The sequence below is a fragment of the Macellibacteroides fermentans genome, from assembly GCF_013409575.1.
In the GTDB taxonomy this organism is placed as follows: domain Bacteria; phylum Bacteroidota; class Bacteroidia; order Bacteroidales; family Tannerellaceae; genus Macellibacteroides; species Macellibacteroides fermentans.
The window spans coordinates 741974-758435 of record NZ_JACCCY010000001.1 but is presented as its reverse complement, the minus strand read 5'-3'; the positions used below and the strand labels follow the sequence as shown (position 1 = coordinate 758435).

Annotated in this window: 15 protein-coding genes; 4 read left to right on the top strand and 11 right to left on the bottom strand. The window is 40.2% G+C overall.

Annotation, left to right across the window (positions count from 1 at the left end; all coding sequences use genetic code 11):
• Positions 1–48: 48 nt before the first annotated feature.
• From F5613_RS03175 to F5613_RS03150, 6 genes are all read right to left on the bottom strand, one after another.
• Positions 49–687 carry a hypothetical protein gene (locus tag F5613_RS03175; RefSeq protein ID WP_179398657.1) on the bottom strand — a complete coding sequence of 213 codons (639 nt, stop codon included), beginning with the start codon at positions 685–687 and terminating at the stop codon, positions 49–51.
• 152 nt (positions 688–839) lie between these two features.
• Positions 840–2588, bottom strand: a complete 1749-nt coding sequence (locus F5613_RS03170; protein ID WP_179398656.1) for a phospho-sugar mutase — start codon at positions 2586–2588, stop codon at positions 840–842.
• Between the two features lie 99 nt (positions 2589–2687).
• Positions 2688–4382, bottom strand: coding sequence for a M23 family metallopeptidase (locus F5613_RS03165; protein WP_179398655.1), 1695 nt, complete (start codon positions 4380–4382; stop codon positions 2688–2690).
• 18 nt (positions 4383–4400) lie between these two features.
• Complete coding sequence (locus F5613_RS03160; protein ID WP_394353429.1) at positions 4401–5450, bottom strand: endonuclease/exonuclease/phosphatase family protein; 1050 nt, start codon at positions 5448–5450, stop codon at positions 4401–4403.
• Positions 5443–6903 (bottom strand): hypothetical protein, encoded by a 1461-nt coding sequence (locus F5613_RS03155; RefSeq protein ID WP_179398654.1) that lies wholly within the window; start codon positions 6901–6903, stop codon positions 5443–5445. Before F5613_RS03155 ends, F5613_RS03160 begins: the two co-directional genes overlap by 8 nt.
• A 109-nt stretch (positions 6904–7012) precedes the next feature.
• Positions 7013–8473 carry an aminoacyl-histidine dipeptidase gene (locus F5613_RS03150; RefSeq protein ID WP_079683497.1) on the bottom strand — a complete coding sequence of 487 codons (1461 nt, stop codon included), beginning with the start codon at positions 8471–8473 and terminating at the stop codon, positions 7013–7015.
• Positions 8474–8620: 147 nt separating this feature from the next.
• On the opposite strand from F5613_RS03150, the gene F5613_RS03145 reads away from it, so the two are divergent.
• Positions 8621–8839: a hypothetical protein gene (locus F5613_RS03145; RefSeq protein WP_179398653.1), complete on the top strand. Its 219-nt coding sequence runs from the start codon at positions 8621–8623 to the stop codon at positions 8837–8839.
• A 24-nt stretch (positions 8840–8863) separates the two neighbouring features.
• Positions 8864–9469 (top strand): OmpH family outer membrane protein, encoded by a 606-nt coding sequence (locus F5613_RS03140; protein ID WP_079683499.1) that lies wholly within the window; start codon positions 8864–8866, stop codon positions 9467–9469.
• 109 nt (positions 9470–9578) lie between these two features.
• Here F5613_RS03140 and F5613_RS03135 read toward each other — a convergent pair whose 3' ends face one another.
• On the bottom strand, positions 9579–9905 hold the full coding sequence (locus F5613_RS03135; protein WP_079683500.1) for a hypothetical protein: 327 nt from the start codon (positions 9903–9905) through the stop codon (positions 9579–9581).
• Positions 9906–10211, bottom strand: a complete 306-nt coding sequence (locus tag F5613_RS03130; protein WP_179398652.1) for an FtsB family cell division protein — start codon at positions 10209–10211, stop codon at positions 9906–9908. It lies immediately after the preceding gene.
• A gap of 93 nt (positions 10212–10304) precedes the next feature.
• Here F5613_RS03130 and F5613_RS03125 point away from each other — a divergent pair, with 93 nt between their 5' ends.
• Positions 10305–12071 (top strand): DNA polymerase III subunit gamma/tau, encoded by a 1767-nt coding sequence (locus F5613_RS03125; protein ID WP_179398651.1) that lies wholly within the window; start codon positions 10305–10307, stop codon positions 12069–12071.
• 52 nt (positions 12072–12123) lie between these two features.
• Here F5613_RS03125 and F5613_RS03120 read toward each other — a convergent pair whose 3' ends face one another.
• Both F5613_RS03120 and queF read right to left on the bottom strand, forming a co-directional pair.
• Positions 12124–12918, bottom strand: a complete 795-nt coding sequence (locus F5613_RS03120; protein WP_179398650.1) for a 3-keto-disaccharide hydrolase — start codon at positions 12916–12918, stop codon at positions 12124–12126.
• A gap of 135 nt (positions 12919–13053) precedes the next feature.
• Entirely contained in the window at positions 13054–13506 is a 453-nt protein-coding gene (gene queF, locus F5613_RS03115; RefSeq protein ID WP_079683504.1) for a preQ(1) synthase, read from the bottom strand.
• Positions 13507–13702: 196 nt separating this feature from the next.
• Between queF and F5613_RS03110 the strand changes: the two genes are divergently transcribed.
• The gene (locus F5613_RS03110; protein WP_179398649.1) at positions 13703–15721 is read left to right on the top strand and encodes a beta-L-arabinofuranosidase domain-containing protein; all 2019 of its coding nucleotides are present in this window, start codon (positions 13703–13705) and stop codon (positions 15719–15721) included.
• Between the two features lie 69 nt (positions 15722–15790).
• Here the strand turns inward: F5613_RS03110 and F5613_RS03105 are convergent, their stop codons facing one another.
• Positions 15791–16315 carry a hypothetical protein gene (locus tag F5613_RS03105; protein WP_179398648.1) on the bottom strand — a complete coding sequence of 175 codons (525 nt, stop codon included), beginning with the start codon at positions 16313–16315 and terminating at the stop codon, positions 15791–15793.
• Positions 16316–16462: the final 147 nt, after the last annotated feature.

Genomic DNA, 16462 nt, shown 5'->3' with positions numbered 1-16462 from the left:
ACTTTATGGCCTCTTTTGCGTATAAACTCCAATTATCGGACTACTTTGCTATTCTATGATTATCTCGTCGGGAATGGAGAGAAGGGTTGAATCGGGTTGGCTTTCATCAATCTTTGTAACCTCGAATGTGTAGTTAAGTACAGGCGACGTAGTTACACGTTTTAGTACTACATTGTTCCATACGGTTACTTTGCTAACACTTCCTGCTCTTTGTTTTTCGGTAACTGTAAACAGTCTGCATGGTTTGTCTAAAAAAGTACCTGCACCTGTAAGTGTAAATGAATACAGCGATTTGTCAGAATCATCCGGATTGTCATAATTGGTAATTTTATCAATGCGATCATTTATTACCTCTTCTGTTCCTTTTTTTGCATCAAGGTCGATACTGTATTTGTAGTTGTCAAGATAAAGCGTTTGCAGATTTCTGCTTACTTTAAAATCTGCCACATCTTGGGTTTCAGTGTATAAGTTGGACCGTTTGTTGCCATATTCGTCAAAACAAACTTTTCCTGTTACATGGGTTGTGAGAGGAGGCTGACCGGGGAAATTCATTACACTTGACGATTTGTAATGAATCGTACCGTACTTTACTCCATATTGATTGGATGTAAGATGCTTTGTTTGTTGCGATACGGCTGGTAGGAAAGTAAGTGTTCCTAACAAACAAGTAAATAGAAATTTATTCATGGCAGCCTTGAATTTGGGATTTAATCATAACATAAACGTATTATACGTATCCATATTGCAATACGTCCTCATTTTTTCCAATGTAAAAACGGGAGTATGCAGTTGTCTGCACACTCCCGTTTATTTCAGAAAAATATAAATTATTCCAGAAATCAGATACCCAGAGATATCTTGATCTGGTTGATCTTTTCCTGAGCTGCTAATTCTGCGGCGGGCAGTTCTTCCAGATTTTTTACTTTGGAATGTACTTCGCAGTAGAATTTAATTTTTGGCTCCGTTCCGGAAGGTCTGATAGATACTTTGGTATTATCTTCTGTAAAATACTGGATTACATTCGATGTTGTAGGCATATCAAGGGTAATCTTTTCGTTTTCGGCCACGCTTAATCCTTTAAGTGTAGCATAGTCGTACACGTAAGTAACATTGGAGCCTGCAATTTGCGTAAGTGGATTTTCGCGGAAGTGCTTCATCATAGCTTCAATTTCTTCGGCACCAGATTTACCTTTCTTCACAACAGAAATGCCTGCTTCTTTAGAAAAACCATATTCTACATAGATGTTTTGAAGCAATTGATAGAGAGTCAGACCCTTGTCTTTAGCCCAGGCTGCAGTCTCTGCAAGCATCGTACAGGCAGAAACAGCATCTTTGTCGCGGACAAAATCTTCACAAAGGAATCCGTAACTTTCTTCGCCACCACCTATAAAGGTCTTCTTGCCTTCATTATCTTTCATAATGGCAGCTATCCATTTGAACCCGGTGTACACGTCATAAAGTTCAACGCCGTTACGTTCAGCAATGGTACGGATCAGTTCGGTTGAAACAATCGTTTTTACAATATATTCGTTTCCTTTAATTTTACCCAGCTCTTTCCAACGGGTAATCAGATAATACACAAACATGAGTGCAGTTTGATTTCCGTTAAGCAACACCCATTCTCCTTCGTTGTTCTTTACGGCTGCTCCCACTCGGTCTGCATCCGGGTCGGTAGCCAATACTAGTTCTGCATCTGTGTCTTTTGCCCGCTGTACAGCCATAGCTAATGCAGCCGGCTCTTCCGGGTTTGGAGAGATTACTGTTGGAAAATCACCACTAATTATATCTTGTTCGGGGACATGGATAATATTTGTAAAACCGAAGGCTTTCAACGCAGCAGGAACAATTTCGACACCTGTACCGTGAATAGGAGTATATACAATCTTCATATCCTTGTGGCGTGCGATTGATTCAGGAGAAAGAGATATGGTTGTGAGGTCGTTAATATACCGCTGATCCATCTCTTTTCCGATTACTTCTATAAGCGACTTATTACCTTTGAACTTAATCTCTCCGGCATTTCTTATCTGGTTGACTTCTGCAATGGTATTGCGGTCGTGAGGAGCGATCATCTGTGCTCCATCATCCCAATATGCTTTATATCCATTGTATTCTTTTGGATTGTGTGAAGCTGTAAGAATGATTCCGCTCTGACATCCAAGTTTTCGGATAGCATAAGACATCTCGGGAGTAGGACGAAGATCTTCAAATATATAAGCCTTGATTCCATTTGCTGAGAAGATGTCAGCCGAAATTTCAGCGAACTTACGGCTGTTGTTGCGGCAATCATGGCCGATTACCACTTTAATCTGCGGTAATTTTGAAAATTCTTTTTTAAGGTAATTGGATAAACCCTGAGTGGCCGCACCCACCGTATAAATGTTCATGCGGTTGGAACCAACGCCCATAATTCCACGAAGACCGCCTGTACCGAATTCAAGATCCTTATAAAAAGCTTCAATCAGTTCGCTTGGATCTTCGTTGTCAAGCATCCGTTTTACTTCGGCACGTGTTTCTGCGTCATAGCTTTCAGAAAGCCAACCTTGAGCTTTCGATCTTACCATTGCTAACAAATCGCTGTTTTCCATTTTTTTACTATGTTTATTTACTACTCTTTCTGAATTCAAAGATACAAAATAATTGGTTTACTCAAATTATCTACCCTATAATTTGGGATCAAAACCATTTTACCAGGTAAAGCTTGTTGAATATTTGCTGGTATTACCACATGCATCAGTCACAACAAAAGTAAGTGAATGTTTGCCTCTGGATAATCTGGATGGATCAAATTTATAGGTAATCAGGCCTTTACTTCCATCATATTCGAATAATGCAAATTCGCCATCAATCTCTCCACGATAAATCTCCATACCACTCAGGTTGTCAGAAACCCTGAAAGCAATCGCTCGCTTTGAAACCCACTGAGCCGGAGCAACAGGGATTATCTTGGGAGGAACGGTATCTTGCATCACTGTATAGGTTCCCAAATCACGAATTTTTGTATCTATCCAACCATTACGGTAGGTGCCCCCCTTCCAGGTGCGGTGCCCTTTGTTTAGGTACACCATCCCGTATTGATTTTTGTTTTCAAGAGAATCTTTTTGTATTTTGATTGATAATTCTGCCTCCTTGTGTAATGGTACCAACGGATTATGTAAAGTATGTGTGGCACTAAGTGCATTTTCGTCTTCTTTTACACTGTATTCAAAAAAGAAGTCGGTGTATAGATTTCCTTTAGGAATATGTAAACGTACTCCTTTGGCTCCAAAACGATTGTCTCCCGACCATGAAAAGTGTTCTGTTCCCTCAGGCTTTTTTACTTTGGGAATATCTTGTTTTTTTCCATTTACTTCAAACGAGAAGTGTGTGGAATTACCATAGGCATCCTTTAGAAGATAGCTAATCATATAGGTTCGTTCTTCTTTTATCGTCAGTACTCCCCGGTTTTTACTTTCAATGAAACGTAGTTTATTGCCTGGTTCAACAAAAGATTTTGAGAAAAAAGCCCTGTGTTGTTTCCATTCTTCATAATCAATCAGGCTATTTATGTAACGGGTTTCAGGGAAAGCATAACGATCCAGATTGCTTCGAAACACCTCTTGATCATCTACCGTAAGAATCACTTCCTTTATCCCATAAATATTTCCTGTTTCGTTCATGTAATCATAGGCTTTGATAGCAAAGCCTACCTCTCCCCACGCTTCAATTTTTCCAACAATCCTTTGTTTTCCTGATTTATCGGTCGCGAGTCTGACGGCCTGCTTCTCCACTTTACCGTTTATACTCCCTTTTTGAGCTACAGGATAAACCATTAATCCTTGCAAGCGGGGGGGGCGATTATCTTTGAGCCGACTTTTATAGAACGGGATGGGGTCCATAGTCTCCTCTGTCTCTGTATCACGTATTTCAAAATGCAGGTGAGGACCGGCCGAAGTTCCCTCATTGCCGCTATAGGCAATCAAGTCACCTTTTTTTACTGGAAAAAGGTCTTCAGGTAATTGTAGGTCAACACTGAATGATTCACGCTTATACTGTTGTTTGCGGATATAGTCCTCGACCTCCTTTGTAAAGCCTTTGATGTGGCCATATACCGTAGTCATACCATTTGGATGTGTCATGTAGAGTGCTTTCCCAAATCCCCAGGGACTTACCAGCACGCGGGAAATATAGCCATCATATACAGCATAAACAGGTTTTCCAACCACTCCTTGTGTTTTAAAGTCGATTCCCGAATGAAAATGATTGCTTCTGAATTCTCCAAAATTACCGCTCAAATACAGGGGGATATCCATGGGAGCCCTTAAAGGAGTATCTTGAGCGTTGACGTGAACTCCGGCTGCTCCCGTCAGCAGGCAGAAGCATAGAGGTATATATCGTAACATGTATCTTTTTTTTAATAATTAAGGAGCCAAAGGTAAGGAAAAATCTACAAGTAAAGGCAAATGATCACTATAACCTCCCTCATATTTATATCCATAATAGGTGCGGAAAGGTCTTGTTCCATGATAGGTTTTGTCGGTTTTAAAGAGAAATTGAGGAGTAAATAACCGGTTGCTTCCCGGTATAAGATGCATAGGATTCCGCGAATCAAGCAGTGTGCCGGTAACAATAATCTGATCCAGCTGAGCCCATTCTCCCTGGTATTTATGGGATCCGGGTTTTGCTAATTGCTCTGAATTTGAAAATAAATTATAAAGAGAGTGGGCAGAGGTGGTATCAGAAGGATAAGACATGGTTTTGATTCCATGGATAATGCTTTTGTCAGACGGAGTGTCGTTGAAATCACCCATAATTATAAACTGAGGATTCTTACGGTTTAATAATAACGAATCACAGGTATTACGAAGCATTCTTGCCGCATCCATTCTGTCTGCTTCAGTGGCCTTTTCGCCTCCAGAACGGCTTGGGAAGTGGCAAACAAGTACATCAAGTGTGTCACCGGAAAGAATTTTACCGCTTACGCGAAGGATGTCTCTCGAACGTTTGTCTGGGTGTTTCCGAAATTTAATCCGGATAGATTGGTGTTCAATATATGCAAATTGATCGCGTTGATAGAGTAGAGCAACGTCGATTCCACGATTATCCGGACTGTTGGTCATACAATACCGGTAGTCTTGTTGACGTAAAGGAGTTTTATTTAGCAGGTGTATGATGGTGGAATCGTTTTCCACCTCGCATAGACCAACCAATGCTGGTGTTTGCCATTCGCCGGCCGCAGTAATTACTTTAGCTATCTGTTGAAGTTTTTGATAATATCGTCCTTTGGTCCATCTAAGTATTCCATCGGGTAAAAATGACTGATCATCTTTTATGGGATCGTCTTCGCAATCAAACAAATTTTCCACATTGTAACTCATCACCCTAAAAGTTCGCTGTCCATATAACCGAGTTAGTGGTACGAGAGAAAGTATAAACAGGCAAGTTAAGGTTATACAGGCTCGTTTATTCATTAGCTTCGCGGATATATTCGTAAGCACCGATATCTGGTCCGTCGCTATCATTGAGTCTGTTTACGCCAAAACGATCCAATGGATATTTTACAGAAAATGAGCGTGCAGCTTTACCCCGTACAATGGATGTTGAATCGGGTCTGAAGTCGTAGCGGTAATCACCTGCCTCACCAGATAGACGGTAACCGGGACTTGTACCCCAAAGAATATCAGTAAAGTGAACATTAGCCTCCTCCTTGCTTTTTATGAGACAATTGGTGAATTGATAGTTGAATGCATCCTGACTTGTTCCTTGCTGATAATACAATGCTAATTCGCCGGAGGAAAGGTTTCCATCGATAATGCAATTTTGAAAGTCGGCTTTCTGAAGTGGATAAAGGACAACCTTGTTTTCGGCATTGGTAAGATTGTTCGACAAAATGAGAGTAGGTACCGTACGTGCACCAAAAGCAAAATTATTAGCAAGTGTACAATGAGTAAAACTATATCGGCCTCCTACAAGCATAACTACTGCCTCTCCTGAATTACTGAATTCGGTATTATAAGCCTCAATATTACAATTGACTGCAGAAAAAAGATATCCGTCGGAATTGGTAATTTGAGAGTTCCCGATAATCAACTTGCTTTTTTCGGGATCTGCCTGCATCATTGTAATGCCGCTGCTTCCGTTACGCACAACTACATGATCAAGGATACTTCCATAACTAGTAGACGCAAAATAGATTCCTCCCCATTGGTCAGGAATCAGATCGTATGGCAGATTGTCTAATAATTTATCAAGGCGGTCGCCCCTTATAATGATGGGAGCCGTCCGGGTACCTTTGGCAATCAAGGTTCCACGTACAATCAGATCAGCTTTATCGTGCATAAAAATACGGGTTCCCTGTTCGAGTGTCACAGTAGCGTCTTTGGCTATAACCAGACTGTCATATACGAGATAGGGTTGTTTGGATGTTAAAAGAGTGTCTTTTGCGAGAATTGTTCCTCCTTTGCAAAGCACTACATCTTGTCCGAAGGCTTGTAGTTTTACAGCTTGTCTGACTCCGTTGGTAGTGAAGATTACAGAATCCTCTATCAGTAAGGGTTGATTTGTTCCGTTGGGATTTACAGTCACTTCAATAAAAACATATAAACTATCATTTGGCCTTACCTCCACATCCTGAAAATTAGTCCCTTTTAAACCATCCACATTAATCCTGAATCCTTTTTTTTCTCCCTGAGCCAGTTCTATAGATTGAATATTAAGCGGTTTATCAAAAATATTATACACCATGAATTGTTTGGTAGTTGAACCAATGGTACTGAAGATCGTGTCGAAGGAAACCGTATCAGTTGAGAACCGTAAGTTATAGTTCGAGCCAGTAGCATAATTTTCGTCCATACCATCGCAACCGGTTACCAGTTGACTTAGTACGGCAAGTAAAACAGAAACGAAAATCAGCCCTTTTTTCATGATCATAATCTTTTGAAACTTCTTTAAGAATCTATTATGTTTATATGCAACAAGGCCGGGCTCCGGAAAGAAACCCAGCCTTGTTTATTTTAACGTAGCATAACCTTAATTATTTTGCAGGAACGCTTTTTAATACTTCAAGTAAATGATCCCACCACAATTGAACAGTTGCAATTTCGATGCGTTCGTTGGGTGAGTGAACATCTCGCAGGGTTGGACCGAAAGAGATCATATCCAACTGTGGATATTTTTCGAGGAAAAGTCCGCATTCCAGACCTGCATGTATCGCTTTTATTTTGGCTTCTTTGTTAAAAAGACGTTTGTATGCATCTTGAGCCACCTGCAGAATCGCCGAATTTGGGTTAGGAGCCCATCCCGGATATCCATCGCCGTGCGCAACAGAAGCTCCGGCAAGCAGGAAGGTAGATGCCACCATATTGGCAGCATAAACTTTGCATGAATCGATGGAGCTACGCTGACTGGTTCCAACTACAATTGTATTTCCTTCCTTCATTTTAACAGAAGCCAGATTTGTAGAGGTTTCAACAAGGTCTTCGATATCCTGGCTCATGCCTAAAACGCCGTGCGGACAAGCATGCATTGAGTAGATAAGATTTGTAGCCGTTGTTTCGTCAATACAGAAAGCAGGCTTTTCAGCCGATTCAAGCAATAACTTAACGTTGGTGTCTACATGTTTTAATTCATTTTCAATGTCTGTCGTAAAATGATTTAGTAAAACCCTTACACTTTCTTTTGCATTGTAAGGAACTCCCACAACAGCATGTGCTTCGCGGGCAATTGCGTTACGCAGATTTCCTCCGTCGATGCTGCAAAGGACTAAAGAACCTATTTCCTTTTTTAGCAGGAACAGATAACGAACAAGAATTTTGTTTGCATTACCTAATTGTTTATGTATTTCTCCACCCGAATGTCCGCCGTTTAATCCTTTTACATCTATACGGAAATAAAACATTCCTTCTGGTGCAGCCTGCGGAGTATATGTGAACGTTGCAGCCGTATCCTTACCTCCTGCGCAACCCATAAAGATTTCTCCTTCGTCTTCGCTATCAAGATTTAATAAAATATTACCTGTAAGGAATCCCTTCTCCAACATCTTGGCACCTGTAAGTCCGGTTTCTTCGTCTACAGTAAACAAACATTCAATAGGACCATGTTCAATATCGTTTGATGCAAGCAATGCCAGTTCTGCAGCAACTCCAATACCGTTATCCGCTCCAAGAGTAGTGCCGTTTGCGCGAAGCCATCCGTTTTCAACAATCGTCTCAATAGGATCGTTGTCAAAATCGTGTTCCGTTCCATTGTTCTTTTCACAAACCATGTCCACATGTGATTGTAAGATCACCGTAGGTACGTTCTCTTTTCCTTGTGTAGCTGGTTTCGACATGAGGATATTACCGCTTGCATCCTTTTTGATCGCAATTTTATGTTCTGCTGCAAAGGTTTCCAGATACTTAATTATTTTTTCTTCTTTTTTTGAAGGACGGGGTACCTGTGTTACCTCGTGGAAGTATTTCCATACTAAAGCAGGTGATAAATCTGTAATCTTCATAATGTTATAATGTATTTTTGATGATGCCTCATCATTAAATATTTATTAAGCAAATGAGTCTTTCTCGAAAAAATATTGAATAAAATACCAAAAAGGCACTTTGTAATCAGTTAAACTCTTATATTTGCGTCCACAAATATATAGAAAATGCTAATAACGTTATTACTTACAGTCTTAATTCTTGTTATTTGTGCCATGTTACTTGGCATAAAAATAATATTTGTAAAAGGAGGTCAATTTCCTAATACGCATGTTGGAGGGAATAAAGCTCTTGCGGAGAAAGGAATTCATTGTCACACTTCGCAAGATAAGGAAGCCGAAAACAATAAAAATTTGTTTGAGCGTTTGGAAGAAATAAAAAAATAATATAAAGATTTTAAATTACACTTTATGAAGAACATTAACTACATTATTAATGGTGTACTTGCGTTAGCAGTCGTGATTTTGTTTGTATTGCAATTTACAGGTAAAAAAGAATCTGGTGTTACCAAAACATTTACGGCTGAAGAAAGTGCCTCCGGCTTACTTCCAATAGCTTATGTTAATGTGGATTCTCTGCTTCTTAATTATAATTATTCGAAGGATTTGAATGAAATAATAATAAAGAAACAAGAAAATTCCCGTGCGAGCGTTAATCAGAAACTACGTTCGTTACAAACAGAAATGCAGGATTTTCAACGTAAGGTAGAAAACAATGCTTTCCTTACCCGCGAACGCGCAGAGCAGGAACAGGCACGTTTGATGAAGAAGCAGCAGGAACTTCAGGATTTCGACAATCGTTTGGCACAGGAGCTGGTTTCCGAGCAACAGAGATTGAACGAACAACTTCGCGACACATTGGTTTCTCAGCTTCGTGTCTATAACAAAGACAAAGGTTATCAGGTTATTCTAAGCAACACAATGGGTGATAATATCTTGTTGGCTGGTGATGCATATGATATCACAAAAGAGGTTATAGAATACCTTAATAAGAATTATGCACCTGCAAGCAAGTAATTCAATCAATAAAATAGAATAAAAAAGGAGTCTCTTTCGGGACTCCTTTTTTATTCTATCTAAAATATACTGATGTCAGCGACTGTAATCGTATTGACAGTAAAGCAGATTATTTTTCCTTGGGTGTAACAAATGCCGTATAGACCTGCAGCAATGCTGCGATGGATAAGCATAAAATCCATTCGGTCCGGTGTTTGAACATAAATGCCGAAGATGCCAACATGAGTATTCCGGCAAAAATATTAAAACGATGCAATCTCCTCCGTCTGAAGTCGAGAACCTGATAGGGAGCTGTAAGGTAACTTAGACAAATCCCTGCCGATCCGAATGCAAATACGTACGGAGCATAAATCCATTGGGTAAGATAAAGAATAGTCCCTGTAAGTACCAGTATCCCGGAAAAATTGTAAATGGTAGTTCTTATTTGCTTGTTCATTTATTTCTCTTTAATAATAAAAACATCTTCGTCGGCTTTTTTCATCAGATACTCTTCGCGGGCAAAGCGTTCCAATCCTTCCTTATCGGTTCGAAGATCATTTAATTTTTTAGTGTTGATTTCAATCTCTTCTTTGTATTGTTTAATCTCTTTTTCCAGCTCCTGTATTTTCTTGATATAGACGTATCGTTTATACAGATTACTGTCTCCTGCCGTAAAGGTAAGGCCGAGGAAAAGAATCGTAACCAGCCAATACTTGTTGATTCTGGAAAGATACCGATCATAAAAATCTTTTAAACGCGACATACAAGTAATTTTTGCAAAGGTAAAAAATTTTCCCTGTATAGTATTGCATGAAGGATTTGTTTATCTTTGTGTGATTAATAAAAAGAGCATAGAATGGATAACTACATAGTTTCGGCAAGAAAATACAGACCCTCTACGTTTCAAAGTGTTGTTGGTCAGCAATCTCTCACCACGACCCTTAAAAATGCAATCCACAGCAACAAACTGGCACATGCCTACTTGTTTTGCGGGCCTCGTGGAGTAGGGAAGACATCCTGTGCCCGTATTTTCGCAAAGACTATCAATTGTATGAATCTTACTTCGGAGGGAGAAGCTTGTAACGAATGTGAATCTTGTAAGGCATTCAACGAACAACGCTCATACAATATTCATGAATTGGATGCTGCGTCTAACAATTCGGTAGACGACATCCGTTCCTTGATCGAACAGGTTCGGATTCCTCCACAGATTGGAAAATATAAAGTGTATATAATTGATGAGGTTCACATGTTATCTCCAGCCGCCTTCAATGCTTTCCTGAAGACGCTTGAAGAACCTCCGCATCATGCATTATTTATTTTGGCAACCACAGAAAAGCATAAGATATTACCAACCATCTTGTCGCGTTGTCAGATTTACGACTTCTCCAGAATTTCTATTTCGGATACGGTTGCTCATTTGCAATATGTCGCAGCCAGCGAAGGGGTTACGGCCGATGCCGATGCTTTGAACGTTATCGCTCAGAAATCGGATGGAGGAATGCGTGATGCACTTTCTATTTTTGACCAGGTTGTGAGTTATACAGGTGGTAATATTACATATCAGACTGTAATTGATAACCTCAATGTGCTGGATTATGAATACTATTTTAAACTAACAGAAGCCATTCTGTCTTCCAAGGTTTTTGATGCGTTATTGATTCTGAATAATATATTAAATAAAGGATTTGACGGACAGCATGTGATTACCGGACTGGCCAGTCACTTCAGAGACCTTCTTGTTTGCAGAGACAAAGAAGCCCTGGTGTTATTTGAAGTAGGAGCAACCATTCGAGAAAGGTACCTTTCTATGGCAATGAACTGTCCGGATACGTTTTTATTTAAAGCCATTGAACTGGCTAATACATGCGACCTCAATTACAGAGCAAGTAACAATAAGCGCCTTTTGCTGGAACTCACTTTAATTCAATTGTGTCAGTTGCAAGCTCAGAACGAAGGTCCTGATTCAAAAAAAAAAGGAATAATTGAATCAATCCCTCAGCAAGCTCCCGTTCATTCCAATTCATCTGTTCAGCAGGGTCCGCAACGAACCGCCCCTGTAACGCAGCAAACAGCACCGGTAAATAATTCTGCTCAACCTATTCAGCAGCATCAGACTACCGTAGCAGTACAAACTCCTGCACCAGCAGCCAATGCTGGTAAAAAGCCAATGGGGATGCCCCGCGCTATTTCTATCAAAAATATAGGAGAAGAGAAGCCGGTGGAGGAAGTTAAACGAGAAGTTGTGCAGCATGAAATAGTCACATCGTTTCGTGAAGAAGAGTTGATTCGCTTTTGGGATTCATTTGCTGACGAGGCAGGTGAGAAGGTATATTTAAAGAATACCATGATTAACTGCAAACCGGTTCTTAAAGATAATTATGTTTTTGAAGTAGCTGTGCATAATCCCGGGCAACAGCAGGAACTGGAAAACTCGGCAGTCGACTTACTTCCGTACCTTAGGAGTAACCTTCGGAATACGCGTATCCAGATGTCTATACGTATTATCGAATCGAACGAAAAGCATCTGGCCTATACTTCCACCGAAAAATATGATTTGTTATTACGCACAAATCCTGTTCTTACCAAATTAAAAGAAGAGTTCAATCTTATTCTGGATTAGTAAATCAGATATATAATAAGGGCTGCATCCGTTAAAGATGCAGCCCTTATTCTTATAATTTACGTAACCAAACGTTACGGAAGCTGATTGGTTCGCTGGGGTCACCATGTGATTGAAGTATGATCGGACCGGCACCGTGTTTTTTTACCTGTGGAAATCCGATGTATTCGGTAGTACCCAAAATGGTGGTGTTGTTTTGAAGAACAATTCCATTCTGAATTACGGTTACACGTGGTGGTACACGATAGGTACCATCTTCTTTAAAAATGGGAGCAGAATAGATTATATCATACACATTCCACTCTCCCGGTTTACGCATAGCATTTGCCAAAGGAGGAGTCTGCTTGTAAATACTACCTGTTTGTCCGTTTACGTAGGTCTTATTATCGTAGCAGTCTAATACCTGTATTTCGTACATACCCTGCAAAAAGATACCGCTGTTGCCTCGTCCCTGACTCTTCCCAGTGATATTTGCCGGAATCTGCCACTCGATATGAAGCTGAAAGTCGTTAAATTCCTCTTTAGTCTGGATATCGCCAGCTTTTTTGTTTACAGTAAATGCACCGTTGTTTACAATCCATTCAGCAGGTCCGCCTGTTCTTGTGCTTTTCCAGGCAGAAAGGTCTTTGCCGTCAAAAAGGACAATAGCATCCGATGGTGCTGTTAAAAATGCATTGGGAGTTGTTGTTCCGGGGGTAACCACTGTAGGTTGTGGAGTCCAGTACTCAGACATGCCCGGTGTCATCTTTTCTTGTTTTGGAAACTCTTCTTGAGCCTGAAGACTAACACAGGCAGTACACGCCAGTGTTGCCAATACCGCTTTCACGGGAATCATTCTTTTAATCATGGTCTATTAAATTTAAGTTCTTTCGAATTTATTTGACGGCAAATTTACATATTATTTTATTAACGAACTGTTATATCAGCCGGAAAAGTAATATTGAGTTTAAAACTTTTCCGGCTTATATTCTATCTTTGTTTATTAAGAATTGTGCGCAAACAAACGTTTTTCTGCTAATTCTTCAAATTTGGTGCCTTTTCGTCCGTAGTTGCAATAGGGGTGAATGCTGATTCCTCCTCGCGGTGTAAAGATCCCGGTAACTTCGATATACTTGGGGTCCATAAGTTTTATAAGATCTTTCATGATAATGTTAACACAATCTTCGTGAAAATCGCCGTGATTACGGAAACTGAAAAGATATAACTTCAGACTTTTACTTTCAACCATTTTTATATCGGGAATATAATCGATGTAGATCGTGGCAAAGTCGGGCTGACCGGTTATAGGGCACAGGCTGGTGAATTCAGGGCAATTAAAGCGTACCCAGTAATCATTGTCCGGGTGTTTGTTGGTAAATGCTTCCAGCACTTCGGGAGCATAATCGCTTTTATATACAGTTTTGTTTCCTAACAGGCTTAATTCTTTTTCGTCCATGTCTTCTTGTATTAATTGGTTTGAAGTCTTGTTTACTCAGTTTGCAAAAGTAAGAACTATCTTTGGTCTGGCAATGGAACGATAATCTGGATTGAAGACACAGTTCTCACATATTTTTACCTGTCCTTTAGGGGATGGATTTCTTTTTTGCGTCTACTATGTATTGGTAAGTAGATTTATTGAATAATTTAACATCATGAAGAAGACATTTCTTTTACTCTCATTAACCTTGTCTATGGCTATTTCTGCAAAAAATCAGACCGTGGAAATGGTTAAAAGACTTCCGGGTGCTTCGTACAATTCGCATTATGTAAGTAACCGATCCCCGTTGCAACCACAACAGTTTATAAAACTTCCTGTAGGAAGCATTCAGCCCGAAGGATGGTTGCTTAAGCAGCTAGAACTTCAGAAAGATGGTTTGAACGGGCATTTAGGAGAAATCAGCGCCTGGCTCCAGAAGGATGACAATGCCTGGCTTAAAACCGGTGGGAAGTGGGGCTGGGAAGAGGTTCCTTATTGGCTGCGTGGCTATGGTAATCTTACTTACCTGATGAAGGATGAAGCAATGTTGAAAGAGACAAAATTCTGGATTGAAGGCATTTTGAAAAGTCAACGTGAAGACGGAAACTTTGGTCCTTTGGTATTAAACAATGGTAAACAGGATTTCTGGCCGAATATGATTGTACTTTGGATAGTTCAGTCTTATTATGAATATAGCAACGACGCTCGTATACTCGATTTTATGACTAAATATTGTCATTATCTGCTTACTGTTTCCGATGATGACTTTCTTTCCAGCTATTGGGAAAATAGTAGGGGAGGAGATAATCTGTGGAGTGTGGTGTGGCTTTATAATCGTACCGGTGACAAGCAATTGCTTTCCCTGGCAGATAAAATTCACCGTAATACAGCCGATTGGACAAAATCTACACAATTGCCAAACTGGCACAATGTGAATGTGGCACAATGCTTCCGCGAACCGGCAACCTACTATTTATTCAAAAAAGATACAGCCTTATTGGAGGCCAGCTATAATGTACAGAGCCTTATACGCAGGGCATTCGGTCAGGTTCCTGGAGGTATGTTTGGAGCCGACGAAAATGCACGCATCGGTTTCTTTGATCCGCGGCAGGGTACAGAAACGTGTGGGTTTGTAGAACAAATGGCTTCAGATCAAATAATGCTTTTGATAAGTGGCGATCCTTATTGGGCAGAAAACTGCGAAGATGTAGCTTTTAACAGCTATCCTGCAGCCATGATGCCCGATTATAAAGCTTTACGTTACATAACAAGTCCCAATCATGTAGTAAGTGACAGCCAGAATCATCATCCGGGAATAGATAACAGTGGACCTTTTCTGGCAATGAACCCTTTCAGCAGCCGCTGTTGTCAGCATAATCACGGATTCGGCTGGCCTTATTATGCCGAACATTTGGTTTTGGCTACACCCGATAACGGATTGGCGGCCGTAATGTATTCGGCTTGTAAAGCTAAAATCAAAGTAGGAAGTAAAGGGACTGAAGTAACCTTGCACGAACAAACCAACTATCCATTCGAGGAGGCTGTGCGGTTTACGTTATCTACACCCTCGAAGGTTCGTTTTCCTATGTATCTTCGTATTCCGTCCTGGTGTAAAAACGCATCTGTAAAAATCAACGGAAAGCAAGAAGCTGTAACTTTAGTTGCAGGAGAGTATGCACGCATTGAAAGAGAATGGACTAACAAGGATGAGGTTGAATTGATGATACCTATGGATTTAAGCATGCGCCAATGGCAGGCAAATAAAAATAGTGTAAGTGTGAATTGGGGACCTCTAACCTTGTCGTTGAAGATAGAAGAAGAATACAAGCAGCTGGACAGCCGGGCAACAGCCATCGGAGATTCAAAATGGCAGGAAAACGCAGATGCTTCTGCATGGCCAACGTATGAGATTTATCCTAAAACACCATGGAACTACGCTTTGGTAACCAGTCTGCCTATTCAAATAAAGCGTAAAAACTGGCCAGCCGACAATAATCCGTTTACTTTAGGCAACGTTCCGCTGGAGTTTAAAGCTAAAGGGCGGATTGTGCCAGGATGGATTATTGATGAATACGGATTGTGTGGTGTTCTTCCCTACGAAAATGCCCGTAAGAGCGACCGTATCGATGAAATAACCTTGGTGCCGATGGGAGCAGCCCGTTTACGAATCTCTTCATTTCCAACCGCAGAGTAGGCTTGGTTTAAATTAAATAGATTTGTATTTGTATTACTTCCCTGTTCTGAAAAGAATAGGGAAGTTTTTTTATGGAAGACTGTTGTATGTTTTCCAAGCGTTGGCTTTTTTGAGGTTTCGCTTTTTAGCTCTTGCCGTTTTGGAAAAAATAGATTGCAGCAGATCTTCAGCCGAAAAAGAGAACCCGGCAGGAGTAGCCCTGAGTTCTTCCGACTTATTACTTACTTTAAAAGCTCTTATTTCTTTTTCGGGAAGATAATTGAATGTGAGTTCATGGAGTACTCTGGGAGGAATTTTTATAGAATCGGAGGCTTCCATAGGTATTCCGGCAACCGGTTTGAGTCCGAAATCTTTTGTAATAGGGATCTTCGACACGAAAGGCCTGGGTTTATTAGCCTGTTTAGGTCCGTCAAAATTAATCAACGTTCCCGATTTAATAGCCCTCATGGTTGCTTCATTCAATTTGATCTTTTGTTTTTCCGGTTGATACTCGTTTATTATAAGCGTGTCTTTCTCTGCCTCTGCAAACTGTCCATATATTGGTCCCAGGTTTATCAGACAAAATGAAACTGATACAATAATTCGGCTGCACATAAAAGAGTCTGGTTTGTTTTATGATAGTCAACGACAAATGTATAAGATTTTCAATTGTAATTGTTAATTTGACTTTTTAATTAGTTGTATTTAATAGTTTTTGCAGTTTGTTGTCAATTAGCCCTGTTTATGGGTATGTAACGTTAA

Excerpts from the sequence above, each read along its gene's own strand:
- F5613_RS03175 (WP_179398657.1), bottom strand. The coding sequence starts at position 687 with ATGAATAAATTTCTATTTACTTGTTTGTTAGGAACACTTACTTTCCTA.
- F5613_RS03170 (WP_179398656.1), bottom strand. The coding sequence starts at position 2,588 with ATGGAAAACAGCGATTTGTTAGCAATGGTAAGATCGAAAGCTCAAGGT.
- F5613_RS03165 (WP_179398655.1), bottom strand. The coding sequence starts at position 4,382 with ATGTTACGATATATACCTCTATGCTTCTGCCTGCTGACGGGAGCAGCC.
- F5613_RS03160 (WP_394353429.1), bottom strand. The coding sequence starts at position 5,450 with ATGAATAAACGAGCCTGTATAACCTTAACTTGCCTGTTTATACTTTCT.
- F5613_RS03155 (WP_179398654.1), bottom strand. The coding sequence starts at position 6,903 with ATGAAAAAAGGGCTGATTTTCGTTTCTGTTTTACTTGCCGTACTAAGT.
- F5613_RS03150 (WP_079683497.1), bottom strand. The coding sequence starts at position 8,473 with ATGAAGATTACAGATTTATCACCTGCTTTAGTATGGAAATACTTCCAC.
- F5613_RS03145 (WP_179398653.1), top strand. The coding sequence starts at position 8,621 with ATGCTAATAACGTTATTACTTACAGTCTTAATTCTTGTTATTTGTGCC.
- F5613_RS03140 (WP_079683499.1), top strand. The coding sequence starts at position 8,864 with ATGAAGAACATTAACTACATTATTAATGGTGTACTTGCGTTAGCAGTC.
- F5613_RS03135 (WP_079683500.1), bottom strand. The coding sequence starts at position 9,905 with ATGAACAAGCAAATAAGAACTACCATTTACAATTTTTCCGGGATACTG.
- F5613_RS03130 (WP_179398652.1), bottom strand. The coding sequence starts at position 10,211 with ATGTCGCGTTTAAAAGATTTTTATGATCGGTATCTTTCCAGAATCAAC.
- F5613_RS03125 (WP_179398651.1), top strand. The coding sequence starts at position 10,305 with ATGGATAACTACATAGTTTCGGCAAGAAAATACAGACCCTCTACGTTT.
- F5613_RS03120 (WP_179398650.1), bottom strand. The coding sequence starts at position 12,918 with ATGATTAAAAGAATGATTCCCGTGAAAGCGGTATTGGCAACACTGGCG.
- queF (WP_079683504.1), bottom strand. The coding sequence starts at position 13,506 with ATGGACGAAAAAGAATTAAGCCTGTTAGGAAACAAAACTGTATATAAA.
- F5613_RS03110 (WP_179398649.1), top strand. The coding sequence starts at position 13,703 with ATGAAGAAGACATTTCTTTTACTCTCATTAACCTTGTCTATGGCTATT.
- F5613_RS03105 (WP_179398648.1), bottom strand. The coding sequence starts at position 16,315 with ATGTGCAGCCGAATTATTGTATCAGTTTCATTTTGTCTGATAAACCTG.